Annotated in this window: 14 protein-coding genes, 2 tRNA genes and 1 pseudogene; 14 read left to right on the top strand and 3 right to left on the bottom strand. The window is 40.2% G+C overall.

The window, feature by feature from the left end; all coding sequences use genetic code 11:
• From PHO71_RS13725 to PHO71_RS13675, 11 genes and pseudogenes are all read left to right on the top strand, one after another.
• Positions 1 to 588: pseudogene (locus PHO71_RS13725) on the top strand (hypothetical protein); the annotation flags it as partial.
• 276 nt (positions 589 to 864) lie between these two features.
• On the top strand, positions 865 to 1,107 hold the full coding sequence (locus PHO71_RS13720) for a hypothetical protein (RefSeq protein WP_300204260.1): 243 nt from the start codon (positions 865 to 867) through the stop codon (positions 1,105 to 1,107).
• A gap of 71 nt (positions 1,108 to 1,178) precedes the next feature.
• The gene (locus PHO71_RS13715; RefSeq protein ID WP_300204257.1) at positions 1,179 to 1,823 is read left to right on the top strand and encodes a thymidylate synthase; all 645 of its coding nucleotides are present in this window, start codon (positions 1,179 to 1,181) and stop codon (positions 1,821 to 1,823) included.
• Positions 1,824 to 1,921: 98 nt separating this feature from the next.
• Positions 1,922 to 2,776: a DNA adenine methylase gene (locus tag PHO71_RS13710; RefSeq protein ID WP_300204253.1), complete on the top strand. Its 855-nt coding sequence runs from the start codon at positions 1,922 to 1,924 to the stop codon at positions 2,774 to 2,776.
• Between the two features lie 188 nt (positions 2,777 to 2,964).
• The gene (locus PHO71_RS13705; RefSeq protein ID WP_300204250.1) at positions 2,965 to 3,486 is read left to right on the top strand and encodes a hypothetical protein; all 522 of its coding nucleotides are present in this window, start codon (positions 2,965 to 2,967) and stop codon (positions 3,484 to 3,486) included.
• A gap of 10 nt (positions 3,487 to 3,496) precedes the next feature.
• Entirely contained in the window at positions 3,497 to 4,024 is a 528-nt protein-coding gene (locus PHO71_RS13700) for a hypothetical protein (RefSeq protein WP_300204247.1), read from the top strand.
• Positions 4,025 to 4,035: 11 nt separating this feature from the next.
• Positions 4,036 to 4,569: a hypothetical protein gene (locus PHO71_RS13695; RefSeq protein WP_300204245.1), complete on the top strand. Its 534-nt coding sequence runs from the start codon at positions 4,036 to 4,038 to the stop codon at positions 4,567 to 4,569.
• Between the two features lie 379 nt (positions 4,570 to 4,948).
• On the top strand, positions 4,949 to 5,617 hold the full coding sequence (locus PHO71_RS13690) for a porin family protein (protein WP_300204242.1): 669 nt from the start codon (positions 4,949 to 4,951) through the stop codon (positions 5,615 to 5,617).
• A 298-nt stretch (positions 5,618 to 5,915) separates the two neighbouring features.
• Positions 5,916 to 6,179 (top strand): hypothetical protein, encoded by a 264-nt coding sequence (locus tag PHO71_RS13685; RefSeq protein WP_300204239.1) that lies wholly within the window; start codon positions 5,916 to 5,918, stop codon positions 6,177 to 6,179.
• A 71-nt stretch (positions 6,180 to 6,250) separates the two neighbouring features.
• Positions 6,251 to 6,655 carry a hypothetical protein gene (locus tag PHO71_RS13680; RefSeq protein WP_300204236.1) on the top strand — a complete coding sequence of 135 codons (405 nt, stop codon included), beginning with the start codon at positions 6,251 to 6,253 and terminating at the stop codon, positions 6,653 to 6,655.
• A gap of 146 nt (positions 6,656 to 6,801) precedes the next feature.
• Positions 6,802 to 11,754, top strand: coding sequence for a phage tail tape measure protein (locus tag PHO71_RS13675; RefSeq protein WP_300204234.1), 4,953 nt, complete (start codon positions 6,802 to 6,804; stop codon positions 11,752 to 11,754).
• Between the two features lie 387 nt (positions 11,755 to 12,141).
• On the opposite strand, the gene PHO71_RS13670 is transcribed toward PHO71_RS13675, so the two are convergent.
• The 3 genes from PHO71_RS13670 to PHO71_RS13660 form a co-directional block, all read right to left on the bottom strand.
• Entirely contained in the window at positions 12,142 to 13,506 is a 1,365-nt protein-coding gene (locus tag PHO71_RS13670; protein WP_300204231.1) for a tyrosine-type recombinase/integrase, read from the bottom strand.
• 79 nt (positions 13,507 to 13,585) lie between these two features.
• Positions 13,586 to 13,657: transfer RNA gene (locus PHO71_RS13665), tRNA-Glu, on the bottom strand.
• Positions 13,658 to 13,819: 162 nt separating this feature from the next.
• Positions 13,820 to 13,906 (bottom strand) — tRNA-Ser (locus PHO71_RS13660).
• Between the two features lie 625 nt (positions 13,907 to 14,531).
• Between PHO71_RS13660 and PHO71_RS13655 the strand changes: the two genes are divergently transcribed.
• The 3 genes from PHO71_RS13655 (at position 14,532) to PHO71_RS13645 (ending at position 18,835) form a co-directional block, all read left to right on the top strand.
• Positions 14,532 to 14,978: a hypothetical protein gene (locus PHO71_RS13655; RefSeq protein ID WP_300204229.1), complete on the top strand. Its 447-nt coding sequence runs from the start codon at positions 14,532 to 14,534 to the stop codon at positions 14,976 to 14,978.
• Between the two features lie 146 nt (positions 14,979 to 15,124).
• Positions 15,125 to 16,789 carry a putative transporter gene (locus tag PHO71_RS13650; protein WP_300204226.1) on the top strand — a complete coding sequence of 555 codons (1,665 nt, stop codon included), beginning with the start codon at positions 15,125 to 15,127 and terminating at the stop codon, positions 16,787 to 16,789.
• A 51-nt stretch (positions 16,790 to 16,840) separates the two neighbouring features.
• On the top strand, positions 16,841 to 18,835 hold the full coding sequence (locus PHO71_RS13645) for a fructose-1,6-bisphosphatase (RefSeq protein WP_300204223.1): 1,995 nt from the start codon (positions 16,841 to 16,843) through the stop codon (positions 18,833 to 18,835).
• The last annotated feature ends 1 nt before the right edge of the window (position 18,836 follow it).

The following is an 18,836-nucleotide window of genomic DNA, read 5'->3' as shown; positions in this document are numbered from 1 at the left end:
CTGAAAAAACAGAAAGAAATGATTGACGAACAGGAATTATTAGAGAAAGCCATTGCCTTAGCTACCGAAAAGCATGCAGGGCAAAAAGACAAGGGTGGGCAACCTTACATACTTCATCCGCTCCGGGTGATGGTTAAAGCTCAACATGAGATGTCGAAACTAAGCAAAGACTTGGTATTGACTACTGGTATTGTGGCTGTCCTTCACGATGTAGTGGAGGATACCGATATGACCTTCGATGATCTTCGGGAAGCGGGATTTAGCTCAATGGTTGTGGAAGCATTGCAATTGCTTACTCGGAATCGAATGGAAGATTATGCGATTTATATTGATAAAATAGTGTTAAGCGAGAATCCGGTGGCTATCACTGTTAAGCTATGCGATTTGCGGGACAATATGGATGTTTCCCGACTGAATCGCCCACTTTCACAGAAGGACCAAGATCGCTTGGATAAATATAAAGCTGCTGAATGGAAGCTATTGGGCGAATGGTATGTTCCAAGTGTATTTTTATGTCCCCGTCCTCTCGCTAAAATTGCCCTACTTTGGGAAGATCATTATAAAAAACAACAGTCATGTTCAGAATAGACGATTACTGCGAAGCATGGGCGCAGAAGTTTAAACCCATCAGTCATTACTCGATGATTGTGTTTGAATAGGTGATAGAAAAATGAAGATGAAATAATTATGAGAATCTTTCGGGGATGGATGTAAAATAGCCCCCGGCCTGTTAAAGTAACGCCAATCACTTAGAACAACAAGTACACCAAAGTGCACGACCGGGGGCAAATACCCTCTGTTGCACTATGGTTTTTTGTCGTTTATTAAATGATTGGCGATGCAAAGATATAATTTATTTGTTGTATGAAAGTAATTGAGATACTAATCTTTAACAGGGATTTGTTGAAAAAGTTATTAGAGGTTGGAATACGCCTCGAAGATGCTGTGTATATTGATTTATATACCGACTATGTGCAGTTGTTGAATAAGGGTGAAAAAGTTTCATATATAGTGGCTGTGCTTGCCGAGAAGTATTCTGTGAGTGAACGTAAAGTATATACACTGGTGAAACATTTCAAGAGCGACTGCAGCCCTTTTTCAGTATGAATGTTTTTTTTGTATTGCAATCACTATCATTGCTTATTATCTTTATTGCATGTCAAACTTAAAAGAGAATAATGGTTATGAACAAGTATTATTGCATTTTGGACAAAATTCTCACTTCAGGGAAAACGCAAACCAACAAGAAGGGGAATATAACGTATCTTCTTAATGAGCAACTATACCTTGCACCGATTGATCTACTTGACATATTCGAGGGGCATAATATTGCCAGAAAAAAACTCAAAAGTGAGCTGCAATTATTTATGCAAGGAGAACGTAGCGTAGAAAAGTACCGTGAAGCAGGGATCAGTTGGTGGGATTATTGTGGTTCCATTCTTGTGAACAGTTATCCTACTTACTTCGAGAAGCTTCCTCCACTTATAGAACGTATTAATAGGGAGAAACGAAGTAGTAAGAATTACGTGTTGTTCTTAGGCGAAACCGGTGCCGAAAGTAACCAGGCACCTTGTCTAAGTTTGGTGCAATTTCAATTGGATGATGGTGGATTGGTGCTGTCAGCTTATCAGAGAAGTAGCGATGCCAATCTTGGATTGCCTTCTGATATTTACCATCTTTACTTGATGGCAAGGCAGATTGAAATGCCACTAAAATCCATTACTCTATACCTTGCTAATGTGCATATTTACGAGAACAACATCCATGGTACTCGTATGTTATTAGATGGGGATGAGACTGTACGCTTTGGACTTAATGTATAATTAGCACTGTAGAATCGTTTCAGTGGGAATAGTACGGGCTCAGTACATATTTACATGAACATTGATGAACTTTGCACCCATTTTTAAAACGAATTAAAATGAGAAAGATGTATTTGTCCGCCCCACTACCATTTGTGGGGCAAAAGCGTATGTTCGCAAAGGAGTTTATCAGAGTGTTGGATCAGTTCTCAGATAGTACAGTGTTTGTGGATATCTTTGGTGGGTCTGGGCTTCTGTCACATATAACTAAATGTGTCCGCCCCGATGCCACTGTGGTGTATAATGACTTTGATAACTATCGTGAACGGTTGGGGAATATTCCTGCTACCAATACTTTATTATCAGACTTACGCCATATTTTAGAAGGGTGTAAGAGATTAAAAGCTGTTACAGGTGAAACACGGGATAAAGTGTTTGAACGTATTCGTAATGAAGAGAAAGAAAATGGATATGTGGATTATATAACCCTTTCTTCATCTTTGTTGTTTTCCATGAAATATAAGCTTAGTTTAGAGGGAATGAAGAAAGAAACTATCTACAACAGAATTCGCACTTCTGCTTATCCTGAGCCGAAAGACTATCTGGAAGGACTAACTATTACCAGCGAAGATTACAAAGAGGTGTTCAATCGGTATAAGGATATTCCCGGTGTGGTATTTCTGATTGATCCTCCATATCTAAGCACAGATGTTGGCACGTACAAAATGTGTTGGAAATTGGCTAATTATCTGGATGTGCTGAATGTGTTGGAGGATTCTTCATTTGTTTACTTTACTTCAAACAAATCTTCTATTCTTGAGCTGTGCGACTGGATAGGAAAGAATCCATCTATAGGCAATCCATTTAAGAAATGCAGAAAAGTGGAATGCAATTCACATATAAATTACAACACAAAATATACAGATATAATGTTGTACACAAATCCCAATATAGAGATAAAGTTAGCTGCATAATACGATTGTAGTTCTTTCTAAAAGAATTACTGCTTAGTGTCGTTGAGTATAAGTCTGATGAGGAATATAAATACTGAGTATAGTTATGAATGAATGGCTATGCTTAGTATTTTCCGCAATTAGTTATCTTGTCCCCATATCCTTTTTGGAATATTTTATCTTTGTACATATAATAATAGAATATAGTCATGTTCAGAATAGACGATTACTGTGAAGCATGGGCGCAGAAGTTTAAACCCATCAGCCACAACCCCGAACGGGGAAGTAAAGACAAAGCATTCTATCGTATGGATAGCATCACCCGGTTGGACGATTTTGCGTCCAGTCTTGCTCATGCCAAATCGCCCAGTATGGCGGTAGTGACTCAGATTGACGGCGAAATGGTAGCCAACAATCCGAAGTTTATGCGATATACGCACCGTATATTCTTTTTTGTGAAGCAGGCTGGTAGTGTACTTCAGAATAGTCCGACCGACGAAGTAGCGGCTGCCAATGCCAAGTACGAAGGTGTGGAGCTGATTCAGAAGCTTATAGCCTATATGTTCAACGATAAGACTAAGAATAAAAACACTGACCTTGAAGGGATGGACTTCAATACGGCGTCCATTATCAGTGTGCCGCAGAAGTTTAACGGATGGTGGCCTACGGAATTGGTGATTGAACACGTTATTCCAAGGCAGTTGTGCGTGAGTAAAGAAGATTATAAATAAAAAATAGATTATGAACCCATTCCGAAAGAAACAACCCCAGCCCGTCACTCCCTTGCAGGAGAAGGAGAACATCGCCTTAATGTCGGTAATGAAGAGCATTGAGAAACTGCAAACCGCAGGACAGATTTATATGGATGAAAAGTTGCATCAAGTCGTTATCAGCCTTGATTTGGCGGTACTCTTTATCCGGAACACCGAGAAGTGGACCAATTTCCTGAACAACCTACAAATGTGGTTCACTTACGAGTCCAGTCGCAAGGCTTGGGATAAGTACTTCCTTGAAGTAGAAGTGAAAGCCGTCAGGGAGGCGCGAAAAAAGTATGCTGCATTGACGGCAGCCGAAGAACGTAGCATCCGCGCCAATGCTCGCGCACAAGTGAATGTGGACGAAGTGGAAGCTCCTATGGTGCAACCCTTTGATTTCGTGGTGGCATCCGCCCGTGGAGTGGGCGACGAACAGAAGATTATCGTTGTCGGTCGCTTTTTCGATGGACAGTTTGAGATGGTTCCTTACGATGAAGTAACCCCTAACATTTAATCCACGCCACTATGCCAATCCCCGGATATCACAAACCTATTCCTGCCGGACAGAAGCTATATATGTGGTGTTACGATACCTTATTGGCTATACACCGGAACTTCCGCACGCAGGGCATTTTCCCAGACGAAGTATATCCCGGCTATTTGGAAGAAAACGCCCGTAAGAGCGGAAACACTTGGCGAAGCACCGGAGCCGGATACGACTCTTTTTACTTCCAGATACAAGATGCCGTTCAGGCGTTCGATATTGGCGTTCGGGAGGCGCGCGTCGATTTCTTCTACAACTACTATCTGAATTTCGTCGATATGGGCGTGGGGCGTGGGCGACCTATCAGCAAAGTAAACCGGACATTGAGTGCCGACCATGACATTCGCTATATGGAGTGGAACGCGCAGCAAGGAAGTACACAACGCCCTGCCATCGCAATGGAGTTTCGGCATCAGACAACCCGACTTTGTAAGTATTTTGCCAACAGATACTTGTTTGAAACGCAAGCCATCGTTGTTCGTGGGTTGGAAGGCTCGTTCGACAATAACGGGTGATTCTGCCTTTTCATCCGGGACAAATACTATAGTAAAGGAACAAACTCACGTGTCGAATTTCGGCTTTTATATCCGATATTCGGCACGTTTCTTGTTTTCGTAGGCTTATTTCCCGTTAAGTATAAGGTGTGATGGAATGGTTTCAATATATCTTTCCCTTTTCGGTCGCAGTAGGATGACCTAAAAACGGCAGTAGGCTTACGCCGGAATGGCAACTGCGAAACAAAAGTCTCTCAGTTGCCGTTTCGCAGGATGGCAGTAGAGTTTTCAAGTAACCTTTGAGCAAAATACCTCGCTTTGTAGTATTCTTTCCGTGTTTCATTCTTCTATTGAAATGGAATGAGTAACTTTGTGACGTTTCACCAAAACAAATAAAGTTATGCTAAAGAAAACTATTTTGGGGCTGATATGCTTTTTATCAGTCTGTTCAAGTGCATTTGCACAGACATCAGACAAACGAATCACTTTCGGATTACGCTTGGGTGCCAACGTTTCCAGTTATGCTGTTGAGGAATGTAAGATGGAGGACAAGGTTGGATTCAACATCGGCGGCGTATTCTATATTCCATTAGTAGAGCACTTAACTTTTACTCCGGGAATCAATGTCGGTATGTACGGAAAATCATCCGGCACTATAGTATACAGCAATATAAAAGAGAAAGATGATTATACATTTACTCCTATTGTTATTCAAGTTCCCATATTGCTCAATTATCAATTTGTACTGACCAAAAAATTGAGTATTGATGTGCAAGCCGGTCCATACATTTCGTATATCGGGGGTACTTCCGAAGGAACCTATTATTCGGACGGAGAAGAAGGGCAAAAGGAGTTAAATCAGCGAACTTGGCGTGTAGACAATAAAGAGGAAACCAGCGGTACCATTAATAAGTCAGTAGATTATGGCGTGTCCTTCGGTACAGGCATTCGCTTGAACAAAGTCATGTTAGGCGTGCAGTATCATTATGGGTTTGCTAATTTCTGTAAAGTACCCTTGGCGGAAATGAAAAACAGGACGTTTGCCGTAAATGTAGGATATAATTTCTAATTAAAAGTTTGGCTATATCGAATATTTCTTCCATATTTGCAAAGTCAAACAGTTTATCGCTTAACGATACCGGAATGAGCTACGGATAATGCTCACTACTTGATGGGCTTTTTTTATGCCCTTATGTCGTCTTTCTATTAATAGTTAGATGATTGTAAAATATAGGCGGCTGCCTTTCCCATTCTTCGATTGCTCTCCGGAGTTACGATGAACTGTTTGACGACACGGGAAAGCGCAGCCGTTCTTGCGTTTCTGCTGGTCGGGCGGTTCTCGACTATAAAGTCAAACAGTTCATCGTATGAAAACAACAACTTCCATCGCCCTTCCGAAACAATCGGGAGCGAAGAGCGCACTAAAGTCGTGGCTCCGTAGCGAAAACTTAATCCTCAGTTATTTTGCAGAGCAGTCCGTGAGCAATGCTAATGCGTTGCGAATCACCCATGCTGTTATTGCATTTGTATTCCTAATTTTTACACCGTCTGCCGGTGCAATAGCAGCATTGATTTGTCTGGTATGGTTTATTGCTACCATACTTATTTGTAAGAAAGGAGGTCTGAAATGAAAAAGACAATAAAGACCATCAGCCATATTCGTGAAGCCCGTTATACCTTTGGACCATACAGTGATAACTTCATGGGGTGTGACCTTTTGATGACGGCTGCCGTGAATGAAGATAAAACCATGGGTGACGTAGTAGACGTATGTACCGGCGACGAAAGCCTGTCGATGAGTACTGTCCACATGGGAATCTTTGCCAATGTACTCAAACTATTCACCAAAGACGCTAAAGTATTGGCAAGCAATGCCACCTTCCCACATTTCAGAGAGATGAAATACTGCGTTCCTATGCCGGACGACGACGAGCAGGACGAGGTGGTGGAAATTAAGTTTATGGTTTTCTTTCCTGGAAACGGCGTTATTAGCGACCGCATAGAGGTTACTATCAATGGCAAGTTCGTTCCTCTTTCATTGAAGTTCATCGACGACGCTGCCGAAGCCGTGGAAAACTTCTCCAGAGATTTGACAATGAGCAATTAAGATACATTTTTTACATTTTTACTAAATCGAGTAAGGGTGAGTGGCCGTGATGGTTACTTGCCCTTTTTCTGTATGTCCCCACTTCGCCGGAGGCGGTCGGTAATTTTGCTTCAAACAGAGAAGTATAACCTAAACCCAACCGACAGATGGCAAGAAATACCAGTACGGCGCACGTCATCATTACGATGGACGGCAAGCAGGCTGTAAACCTAATGACTGCATTGCAGCGGCAAGCCAAACAAACCCGTGAGGAACTTGAAGCGATGGAGCAGCAAGGGCTTCAAGGCTCCGATGATTTTGCAAAGAAAGCAGCAGAATTGAAAAGTATGGAAAGTGCCATACGTGCCAATCGAAGTGCGTATATCAACCTAAAAGAGATTGTAGAAAATCTTTCCGGAATTACATTAGGCAAGCTGCAACGTGCATTGAAGGAGTGCCGCAAGCAGATGAATAACATGACCGAAAACGATCCACGTTTCCGGGAACTCTCCGCACAATATCAAGCCATAGACAATCAAATAGGGCGGATGACCGGGCAATGGCACCGACAAGATGGAGCCATCAAGTCGGTGATAAAGAGATTCATGGCATACGTCAGCGTTTACGGTGGTTTCAACCTGATTTCATCGCAAATTACCCGTCTGTTTGCCAATAATCTGAAATTCAGTGATTCGCTGGCTGATATTCAAAAAACATCCGGACTGAGTGCCGAATCTATCAATCAACTTTCGGATAGCTTGATGAAAATCGATAGTCGCTCTTCGGTAGAAGACATCCATAAATTGGCCTATGAAGCAGGTAAGCTTGGTATTGGCGCAAAATATGGTTCGGAGGGTATCGAACAGTTCGTTAAAGCTGCCGACCAGATAAACGTGGCACTTGGGGAAGACCTCGGCGGTACCGAGGCAATTACCCAGTTGATGAAGATGAACGAAGTGATGGGGCTGATTAAGAAGATGGGCGTGGAGAAATCGCTACTCGCTACGGGTAGTGCCATGAACCTTTTGTCGCAGAGCACCACGAGTACGGCTTCATATATGACGGATTATGCCAAACGTCTTTCGGGTATTGCCAGCCAGGCGCATCTTACGATGTCAGAATTACTTGGTTTTGGTAGTGCAGCCGATGCCACCGGTCAGGAAGTAGAAGTAGCAGCCACTGCCATGAATAAGTTCATTGTTCAGTTGCAGACACACTATAGAACTGTGGCGCAAGCAGCGGGAATCAGTGCCGATGGGCTTCATAAGATGCTCGAAGGGGGTAAGACGGCCGAAGCTGCCGTAATGGTGCTCCGGGCATTGGGCGAGAAGGGCGGACTTTCGCAGATTGCCCCGTTGATGAAAGACATGGGTTCGGACGGTGCTCGTCTTACGGCTTCGCTCGCTACGCTGGCAAGTAATATCGACTTGGTAGAGTCTTCTTTGGCTATCAGTAAGCAGGGTTTTGAGGAAGCTACCAGCGTTACGTCGGAATATAACATCAAGAACGAGAATGCCGCCGCCATCATGGAGCGCATGAAGAACTCGTGGGAAAAGATGTTTATCAATCAGTCGAATACAGGGGTTGTGAAAGACCTGGCACAGGACTTTTTTGATTTGTCTAAGGAGTTGCAGACCAATAAACTGTTGATATGGGAAGTAAAGGTGGTATTTACTTTACTAATGGCTGCAGTCAAAGCTTTGGTTGCTTTGGCTCCGGCATTAGGCGTGTTCCTGTCTATCAAAGGGTGGATTATGCTGACACAGGTCATCCGTTCACAACTCATTCCGGGATTCGTTGGATTGGGTGGCGTTCTGAAAGGGATGTTTACCAGCATGACGGCAGCCACTGCCGGAGTAAACGGTATGACACGCGCTTGGAAGTTGCTTAATCTGGCAATGAAGAGCAATGTGTTTATTGGCATTGCCAGCATCTTACTCACTGTTGTAATGAGTATTCGTTCATTCAAAAAAGAAGCAGACGACGCAACGTTGTCTTCCAACAATCTGAATAAGAGTTTCCGTGATTACACCAGAACTTCGAGTGCTGCATCTATTGAGGTGAACCAACTTTTTGCCCGATTGAAGAATACAACTAAGGGAACAAAGGAACACACCGATGCTATCATAGCCATCAACAAAAACTACTCTAAGTATCTTCCTTTCTTGATTACAGAGAAAACCAGCCTGGAAGATATAGAGAAAGCGCAAAGTCGCGTAAACGATGAGTTGCGGAAAAGCATCGCTTACAAGGCGAAGAACGCCGCCATGGATGAAGTTGGCACGCAGTACACCAATCGAATGGCAGACAACTTGAGCAACATCCAGGAAGTCTACAACAAAGCGGACATAGGCAAACTTGGCAATCTCGATATAAATTACATCACCGAAGCGGCTGCCCGGTACCGCGATGCAGGATATTCCTACAACAATGCCGTAGAAGCCGTCTGGAAAGACCTGTATTATAAAGGTGGAAAGTCTTTCGACTTGGTAAAGAATGGTGGTCCTCTCTCTAACCAATGGAAGGATATTCAAAACAACATGAAGGGGTATGTTGCTAACTACTATAATCAGCAGAAAGCAATGAAGGATATCGGCAAGAAGTACGATCCATTGATTGGCGATTATTTGGAGACGGAGGAACCACAAACACATACCATCATTGAAGACGAAAAGGAATCGGAAAAAGAGAAAAAGAGAAAGGAAGCCTTGCGTCTGGCAAAAGGTGAGTATCAAGCGGCGATGTCTGCCATCGAGGTATATTACAAGCAGCAGGCGCAAGTCGTGAATGATTCTTATATTGACAAGAAAATAACCACCGAGCAGAGAGAACAGGAACTTGATAACATCGAACTTCGGCACTTACAATCTCGCATCGAAGCCAGGAAAAAGCTTCATGGGGACAAAGACGAGGATTGGGGCGGCAATCTTCAAAAGATGCAATCCGAGAATTTATCTAAATCGGAAGACTCTCAAAGGGTTTTACTTAATTTGCTGGATAAGGATTTAGGGGAGATCGGCCGCAAACTCCGGCAGTTTGGCGAAGCCGAAGACGATGGTATCTGGTCTAAGTTGGAAGAGGATAAACTGAAACTTCAGAAACATGCCATCGACCTACGCAAAGAGATAGAAAAGATATTGTTGGAGTACGATTTCACGGGAAAAGTAACCAACCAATACCAAAATGAGTTAGAGCGTCTTGGGTTGTTCTTCACCTCATTTAAGGAGGATGTGAATAGTGGTTTCAAAGATGCAAATGCCGCAGCCGAAGCGGGTATGAAGGCACTCCGTGGCATGGGAACCAATCTTTTCTCTATTGATATAAATAGCGAAAATGGCATGGCTACTTTCCGTAACATGATTTCGGATACCGAAGTTTTCGGTGTGCAAATGCTGAATCTGACCGATGATAACTACAAGGCTCTATATTATAAAACGATAGAGTACAACGATGCCATCACTGAATCCGAAAAGAAAGCGCGCGACCGACAACTAAAAATAGCCAGCGAACGATATTCCCGAAGCGATGCCTTCAAAACGCAGAAAGAAACGGGCACGAAAGACGAACGGATGGTCGATATGTCGAAGAGCGTTCAATCATTGGGATTGGGAACCGATACTATGGTAATTGACCAAGAAGTACTCATGTACACGCATCGTCTGGAAGCAGCCGTAGCCTATTATGAATATCTGAAAACGAACGGGTACGATACCGAACAGCAACAACTCAAGGTGCAGGAAGCCGTAGCCGCACTATCTGAAAAAATGGTAGAGCAGGTAAAGGAAAAGATGGAGCAGTTGAAGGATTATACCGGTTCAATCGAAACCTTTGGGAATGAGTTTGGCGCAGGTATATTCGGCTCTTTGGACGAAAGGCAGAAGGCTTTGGAAAACTTTGTCCGAAGTACCGGAGAGGCTACCAATAAACTGATTATGCAGTGGGTGAAACAGAAGATAGAACACGCTCTGCTGCGAAAAGCAATGGTAGATACCGAGGAAGATTCTAATGAAGAAATAAATGATGTTGATAAGAAAGGAAATAAAAAAGTAGAACGGGTAGAAAAAACGATGGCAAAAGCTGCGACCAAGCGTACCCGTGACTTTATAAAGGATAAAATATCTATCAAGAAAGAGGGGGCATCTGAGGAAGCATTGGTTGAGGAGGAATCTCAAAGCGTACAAGAACAGATTGTAACCGAAGGTGGCGGAGCCATTGGAAAGGCCGTGATTGACATAGGTCAGCAAGTAGGTACCGCTAAAAAAACTCAAGCGGCTGAAAACGTTGGCACACAAGCTACTGAAACGGCGGCAGAAGTTCCACTTGGCATCGCCTCTGGTGCTTCAAAAACTATCGGAGAACTGGGTTGGTGGGGTATTCCATTAGTGGCGGTTATTACAGCTTTACTTGGAGGGCTTTTATCTACCGCAATGAGTGGTGTTTCTTCTCTTTTCGGGGGAAAGGAAGCAGCAGTGGGGGTATCTACTTCTACTAAGTTAGCCACAGGTATGCTTACTTACGATTGTGGTAACGTTCAGCGTTTTTCTGGTGTATTAGATGGTAAATCGTTCCCCGTATTAGGGGATGATGGTCAGGTTTATCAAGCTACCAATATTGATGAGCTAAAAACAGGAATTGTGAATAACCCCATCACTGCAATGGTGAATGGACAACCGTCCATTATTGCCGAGAAGGGACCTGAAATTATCATCGGTAGTAAAACCACCTCTGCCATGATGATGAGCCGTCCCGATCTGCTTGCTGCCATTGTCAATTTCGATAAGAACCGAAGTGGTATGTCTTATAGGGCATACGATCGAGGTAATGTGCAAGACGTTGCCGGAGGTTTCGGCATGGATGGCTACAGGAGTAATGGGGATGAGTTAATAGAAAAGTTGGCTTCTTCTATCATGCAAACTCTTGCACCTACACTATCGGAACTGGGCAAGGTTATTCACACCAGTAACCAAGTAAGTGCTACCCTTGCCGATAAGCTGACTCACCCCATACCTGCCGTAATCAATAAAAACGGAAAAGGTGGATTGATAGAAGAAGTAATTGATGGCTTGTCTTTTGCTAAAAAGAATAATACCAGTGATAAACTCAATCGTTTGTTAAAGTAGTATTAAATCGTTTAGTTACTGCGCAAGAAGGTCGTCCACTATATCATATCATACACATTATGAGGTGTAAATTATGTACATTTACATTTTAAGGTAATGCCATGAAATTTAAAATTTGGCTTTAAACACAGTGAAAAAAGAAAGTTTTTGGGGTACGCAGACAAAAATAGTAAAGTTCGGACAAAGAAAAACGGGGTTTATACCCCGTTTTTGTCTAACATCCCTCATATATGGACAAAAATCCAATTAGTTAATAATCAACTTATTAAATAGTAGCTGATGCGTGTTTTTACTTTTTTTGTCTGTTTGTCCAATTTCCCAAGTAATTAGTGTTTTTTCTTAGATTTCTTTGTCTCTACACTTTTCTGTTTAAGAAAATTTTATACACTATTTCGATATGACGGAAATACATTTTTGGGCTATCATTTCAGCGACACTTCCTTTTGCGGCAGAAGAGACATAGTGCCAAAACGCATCTGAAACATGTCCGGTCAATTGTGTTATTTGATCCCGTGAATACCCAATAGCATATAGATCACTAATCGCTCTATGTCTATAAGAATATAACTGGCAGGATTTGGGTAAATTTACTGCTTCTCTTAGCTTTTCCCAATTTTTATCGACATCTCTAGTTAATAGATAACCATCTCTGGAAAGTTCAGTTTCAATTTCCCGAAACGATTTATTATTGATAGAAGCCATCTTCTTTTTATCTTCTTTGCTATATATAGAATTTTTTGATGCTTTTCCGACAAGTAGTTTTCCGAATCTAGATTGTTCTTTACCTATCATAAAAAAGTTGGCAGGAAGTTGGTCTATACCCAATTCTAACATAAGTTTTTTACTATCTTCTCCAAGAATCTTGATAGAACTTTTAGTTTTTGATTGCCATTGGTCAATTTTTATTCGATTTTCTTTAAAATCAATATCTCCTACCTTCAATCTTAATATCTCTTGTATTCTCAGAAATGAAGGGCCACTGATTAAACTAATAAGTAATAATAATACAGGATCATTATTTTCACACCATCTCTGTATATCCAAATCTTTATCGTGTGATACAGTATCTCTTGGAGAGTAATTTTCTTTTTCTTTTTCTATATAGTATGTGATAGGGTTGTATGGCAAATTAATTCTTTCTGATTTTGCGATCCATCCAAAAAAGTTTCCCCACATTCTTCTGTAATTATTGAAGGTTACTCCTTCTAATCCCTTTTTCTTTGCGAATTTACGGAGCTGCATAGCTTGATATTCTCCAAAATCCTTTACATTTAATTTTGTAAGGCCTGATGTTTTCAGAAATTCACTTAGATATTTTGTTGCTGACCTATAAACTCTTATTGTATCTCTTCTTAAATCCTGCTTATCTTGCATAAATAAAATAAGTAAGTGAGATATGTTTTCTTCTTTGGGATTATCTTCTATTAAATCTCCTTTAGGAGTCCATCCACTTTCTAATTGTTTATTTAGTGGGTTGATGATGCGTTCTTTTATTAATGCTTCAGCTTGTTTTTCAGTCTCGCAAAGATTAAATTCTTTTTTTACTCGGCGAACGCCACGAGTTAGTTCTCCTGTTTTAGGATTGATATATTTGAATTCAATATACCACCCGTGCTTGCCATTGTTTTTTATTAATGAACAAGGGACATAAGGTATTTTTCCTTTTTTATAAGAAATTATACCATTCTCATTTCGTATTGATGATTTTTGTGATGCCGCATTTTTTATAAATGCTTTTTTCTCTGTTTCCATGATATTACTAATTTATTAGAATTAAATAGAAATATCCAAAAACTAAATATCATTAAGTGATAGGTGATAGAAGAGTAAGTAGTGAGTACGAGAATCGAACTCGTATTACGTGCGTGAGAGGCACGTGTCCTAACCGTTAGACGAACCCACCAAATAGTTAATTTATATTAAAAGCAATATGTTAATGTATTGTTAATTGAAAATGTGTATTTAATATACTACTACTTTCCTACAAATTTGTTACATTATCCGTTACGCTTTCAATTTGAATCGGCTTAATTAACTAATAATCAGTTAATTAAGCCGATTTTAGCGGAAGCTGGGGGATTCGAACCCCCGGTACAGTTACCCGTACGTCAGTTTAGCAAACTGGTGGTTTCAGCCACTCACCCAAACTTCCTTCAACCCGCATTCTCTCTCAAATGCGGTGCAAATATAGGGGGAACTTTTGGACTACGCAAATCTTTTAGCAATATTTTTTTTACCTATTTTTTGAGAAATGAGTTAAACGGCTATGTTTCAAATGTTAAACGAATGTTTTTTTTTGATCGTCTTTGATACTTTTATTAATGAAAAAGGAGAATTTGGGAAATCACATAATTTCTTTGAAAAAGGGCATAAAAAAAGGCTATCTATCCCAGACAGCCAATCTTTTTGTTAACCTTAAATCTAATACTATGAAAAACACGTTACAAAGGTACTGCGTTTTGTGAAATTTGCAAATAAATAAGCCAAAAAGAACAATTTTATAACATTAATTAGGCGTATTAATGCTTATTCAATCTTTATTAAGTTTCTGAGGTATGAAATCTTTTTTTATAACATTTACTTTATGATTTCTGCAATGTTGGAGGATGTCTGCTGCATTTAATTATATTGAAACAAGTAAAAGGGAATTTACCTAATTATGGAGGTGAATTCCTCTAAATAAGTAGGACAATTCAATTTCAAGAGGAAAATTAATTTTTTACTTTTGTTCTATCAAGAAAAATAAAAATTCAGGAACAACTAAAAAATAAAGGAATATGAAAACGAATCTATTAAAATACCTAAAGTTAGCTTTGGTAGCTGTATTGATGGTCAATTTGACTTCATGTGAGATTGAAATTGATAGTTTTTATGATGATGATAATATTGGAAATGGTTACTATAATCGTTCTGTTGATTTAACTAGCCGAACCTGGGTGAGTTTTTACCGGGATGTAGAAGGTAACTATTGTTGTCAAGAACTGGATTTTTATTTGGATCGTACAGGGGTTGATTATATTCGGGTAGAATACCCGGATGGGTATGTGGAAACTTTTGAGTACAGATTCCGTTGGAGTTGGGAAAACTATGCACAGACTTCCATTCGTATGGATTATGGACCGGGTGATGTTTCTTTTTTAGATGATGTATATATTGGGGGTAACAGATTGAGTGGTTATTTGGATGGACGAAATAATTTTGTAGAATATCAGGGTAAAAGATAGGTTGGCTTGGTAAGGTAAGAATGGGATGTAAAGTCTGGATGAAATTTAGATGCCAAGGGTATGATTGGGACGCGAAATGAAAGCTTAAAAGTTTTGAATAGGACTAAATAGTTTTTATCTTTGCGCCCTATTAGTACATTTAATTCATGGATTGGTTATATAGTCTATTTCTCGAACATTCTGCTTTACAGGCAGTTGTTGTACTTTCATTAATTTCTGCCATTGGTTTAGGCTTGGGAAGAGTGCATTTCTGGGGAGTTTCTCTAGGAGTCACTTTTGTTTTTTTTATGGGTATTCTGGCAGGGCATTTCGGGCTTTCTGTTGATCCGCAGATGTTAAATTATGCAGAAAGTTTTGGATTGGTTATCTTCGTTTATTCTCTCGGTCTTCAAGTTGGTCCCGGCTTTTTCAGTTCTTTCCGAAAAGGAGGAGTAACGCTGAATATGTTGGCATTAGGAGTGGTTTTGTTAGGAACTTTGCTTACTGTGTTTGCTAGTTATACAACAGGGATATCACTGCCTGATATGGTAGGTATTCTTTGTGGAGCTACAACGAATACTCCTGCATTAGGAGCTGCACAACAGACGTTAAAGCAGATAGGAATGGATAGTAGTACTCCTGCATTGGGATGTGCAGTAGCTTATCCTATAGGAGTTATTGGCGTGATTCTTGCCGTGTTATTGATCCGTAAAGTCCTTGTTCGAAAAGAAGATTTGGAAGTAAAAGAGAAGGATGTTGCGAACAAAACTTATATTGCAGCGTTTCAAGTACATAATCCGGCTATTTTCAATAAAAGTATCAAGGATATAGCTCATATGAGTTATCCTAAGTTTGTTATTTCCCGATTGTGGCGGGACGGGCATGTCAGCATTCCTACTTCCGAAAAGGTATTGAAAGAAGGGGACCGTTTGCTTGTTATTACTTCGGAAAAAGATGTATTAGCTTTAACTGTGCTTTTTGGTGAACAGGAAAATACGGATTGGAACAAAGAGGATATTGATTGGAATGCGATTGACAGTGAATTGATATCACAACGTATTGTGGTGACCCGTCCGGAATTGAATGGGAAAAAGTTGGGATCACTTCGATTGAGAAATCATTATGGTATTAATATCAGCCGAGTTTATCGTTCAGGTGTACAGTTGCTAGCTACTCCTGAGTTGATACTTCAATTAGGAGACCGCTTGACTGTGGTAGGAGAGGCGGCAGCAATCCAAAATGTAGAGAAAGTTTTGGGAAATGCCATTAAGAGTTTGAAAGAACCAAATCTTGTTGTAGTGTTTATTGGTATCGTACTCGGTTTGGCTTTAGGAGCGATTCCTTTTTCTGTTCCGGGTATTAGTACTCCGGTGAAGTTAGGATTGGCCGGAGGACCGATTATTGTAGGTATCCTTCTAGGTACTTTTGGACCTCGGATACATATGATTACATATACCACACTTAGTGCAAATTTAATGTTACGTGCATTGGGACTTTCTATGTATCTGGCTTGTTTGGGACTGGATGCCGGAGCGCATTTCTTTGATACAGTATTTCGTTCAGAAGGATTACTGTGGATTGCCTTAGGTGCTGGTCTGACAATTATTCCGACTGTCATAATTGGGATTATTGCCTTTAAAATAATGAAGATTGATTTTGGTACAGTATCTGGTATGTTATGTGGTAGTATGGCTAATCCGATGGCTCTGAACTATGTCAATGATACGATACCGGGAGATAATCCCTCAGTAGCATATGCAACTGTGTATCCATTGTGTATGTTTTTAAGAGTTATCATTGCTCAAGTCCTTTTGATGTTCTTACTTGGCTGAGGATAAGTAATAAGGAGTACAATAATAATAAATTATAAAACTATAAATGAAATGACTGCTCAAAGTAATATAACTCCTGAAAGTATTGTGACCGATCTTCGTTACTTACAACTACTTTCTCGCAGTTTTCCTACTATTGCGGATGCGAGTACGGAGGTAATCAATCTGGAGGCTATTTTGAATTTGCCTAAAGGAACTGAACATTTTCTGACCGATTTGCATGGAGAATATGAAGCCTTTCAGCATGTATTGAAGAATGCTTCGGGGGCGGTGAAACGTAAAGTAAATGAGATTTTTGGTAATACGTTGCGTGAATCGGAAAAGAAGGAGATTTGTACGTTGATTTATTATCCGGAGGAAAAACTTCAGTTGGTGAAGGTTTGTGAGAAAGATCTCGATGATTGGTATCTGATTACTTTAAATCAATTGGTGAAGGTTTGTCAGAATGTCTCTTCAAAATATACTCGTTCAAAGGTTCGTAAATCATTGCCTGCTGATTTTTCTTATATCATTCAGGAATTATTGCACGAGTCTTCTATCGAACCGAATAAGCATGCCTATATTAATGTGATTATTAGCACAATCATCTCTACAAAACGGGCAGATGCTTTTATTATTGCCATGTGTAACCTGATCCAACGTCTGACTATTGATTCTCTTCATATCGTAGGAGATATCTATGATCGCGGACCGGGAGCGCATATTATCATGGACACTTTGTGTAATTATCATAATTTTGATATACAGTGGGGAAATCATGATATTTTGTGGATGGGTGCTGCTTCGGGCAATGACAGTTGCATTGCAAATGTGATCCGTATGTCAATGCGTTATGGTAATTTGTCTACTCTTGAAGATGGTTACGGAATAAATCTTCTTCCATTGGCTACTTTTGCCATGGATACTTATGGTGATGATCCGTGTTCTATTTTTATGCCGAAGATGAATTATGCAGATACTCACTATAATGAGAAAACTTTGCGCCTGATTACTCAGATGCATAAGGCGATCACAATTATTCAATTTAAATTGGAAGCTGAGATCATTGATCGTCGTCCGGAATTTCGTATGGCAAACCGGAAACTGCTGGATAAAATAGATTTTGAGCGGGGAATTTTTGTGTATGAAGGAAAGGAATATGCTTTACGTGACACGAATTTCCCAACGATAGACCCTGCTGATCCTTATCGCTTGACTGAAGAAGAGCGTGAGTTGGTTGATAAGATTCACTATTCGTTTATGAATAGTGAAAAACTGAAAAAGCATATGCGTTGCTTATTTACCTATGGTGGAATGTATTTGGTATGCAACTCTAATCTTTTGTATCATGCCTCTGTTCCTTTAAATGAGGATGGCAGTTTCAAGCATATTAAAATACGTGGTAAGGAGTATTGGGGACGTAAGTTGCTGGATAAGGCAGATCAATTAATCCGTACTGCTTACTTTGATGAAGAAGGTGAAGATGATAAATCTTTTGCATTGGATTATATTTGGTATATGTGGTGTGGACCAGAGGCTCCTTTGTTTGACAAGGATAAAATGGCTACTTTTGAACGTTATTTTTTGGAAGATAAGGAATTACATAAAGAGAAGAAGGGATATTATTATACATTGCGTAACCAGGAAGATATCTGCGATAAGATTTTGTGTGAGTTTGGAGCATTGGGACCTCATTCTCATATTATTAATGGTCATGTGCCTGTGAGAACGACTCAAGGGGAACAACCAATCAAAGCCAATGGCAAACTCTTTGTTATTGATGGTGGATTTTCAAAAGCTTATCAGCCTGAAACTGGAATAGCCGGATATACGCTTGTATATCATTCTCATGGTCTCCAATTAGTGCAACATGAACCGTTTGAATCAAGGCAAAAAGCTATTGAGGAAGCACTTGATATTAAATCTACTAATTTCGTTTTAGAATTTAATTCTCAGCGAATGATGGTAAAGGACACTGATAAAGGTAAGGAACTAATTACACAGATTCAAGATTTGAAGAAACTGCTTGTTGCTTATCGTATTGGTTTAATCAAAGAAAAAGTCTGAA

The sequence above is a fragment of the Bacteroides sp. genome (assembly GCF_028690125.1).
Lineage (GTDB): Bacteria > Bacteroidota > Bacteroidia > Bacteroidales > Bacteroidaceae > Bacteroides.
This window is presented reverse-complemented; position numbering and strand designations above follow the sequence as displayed.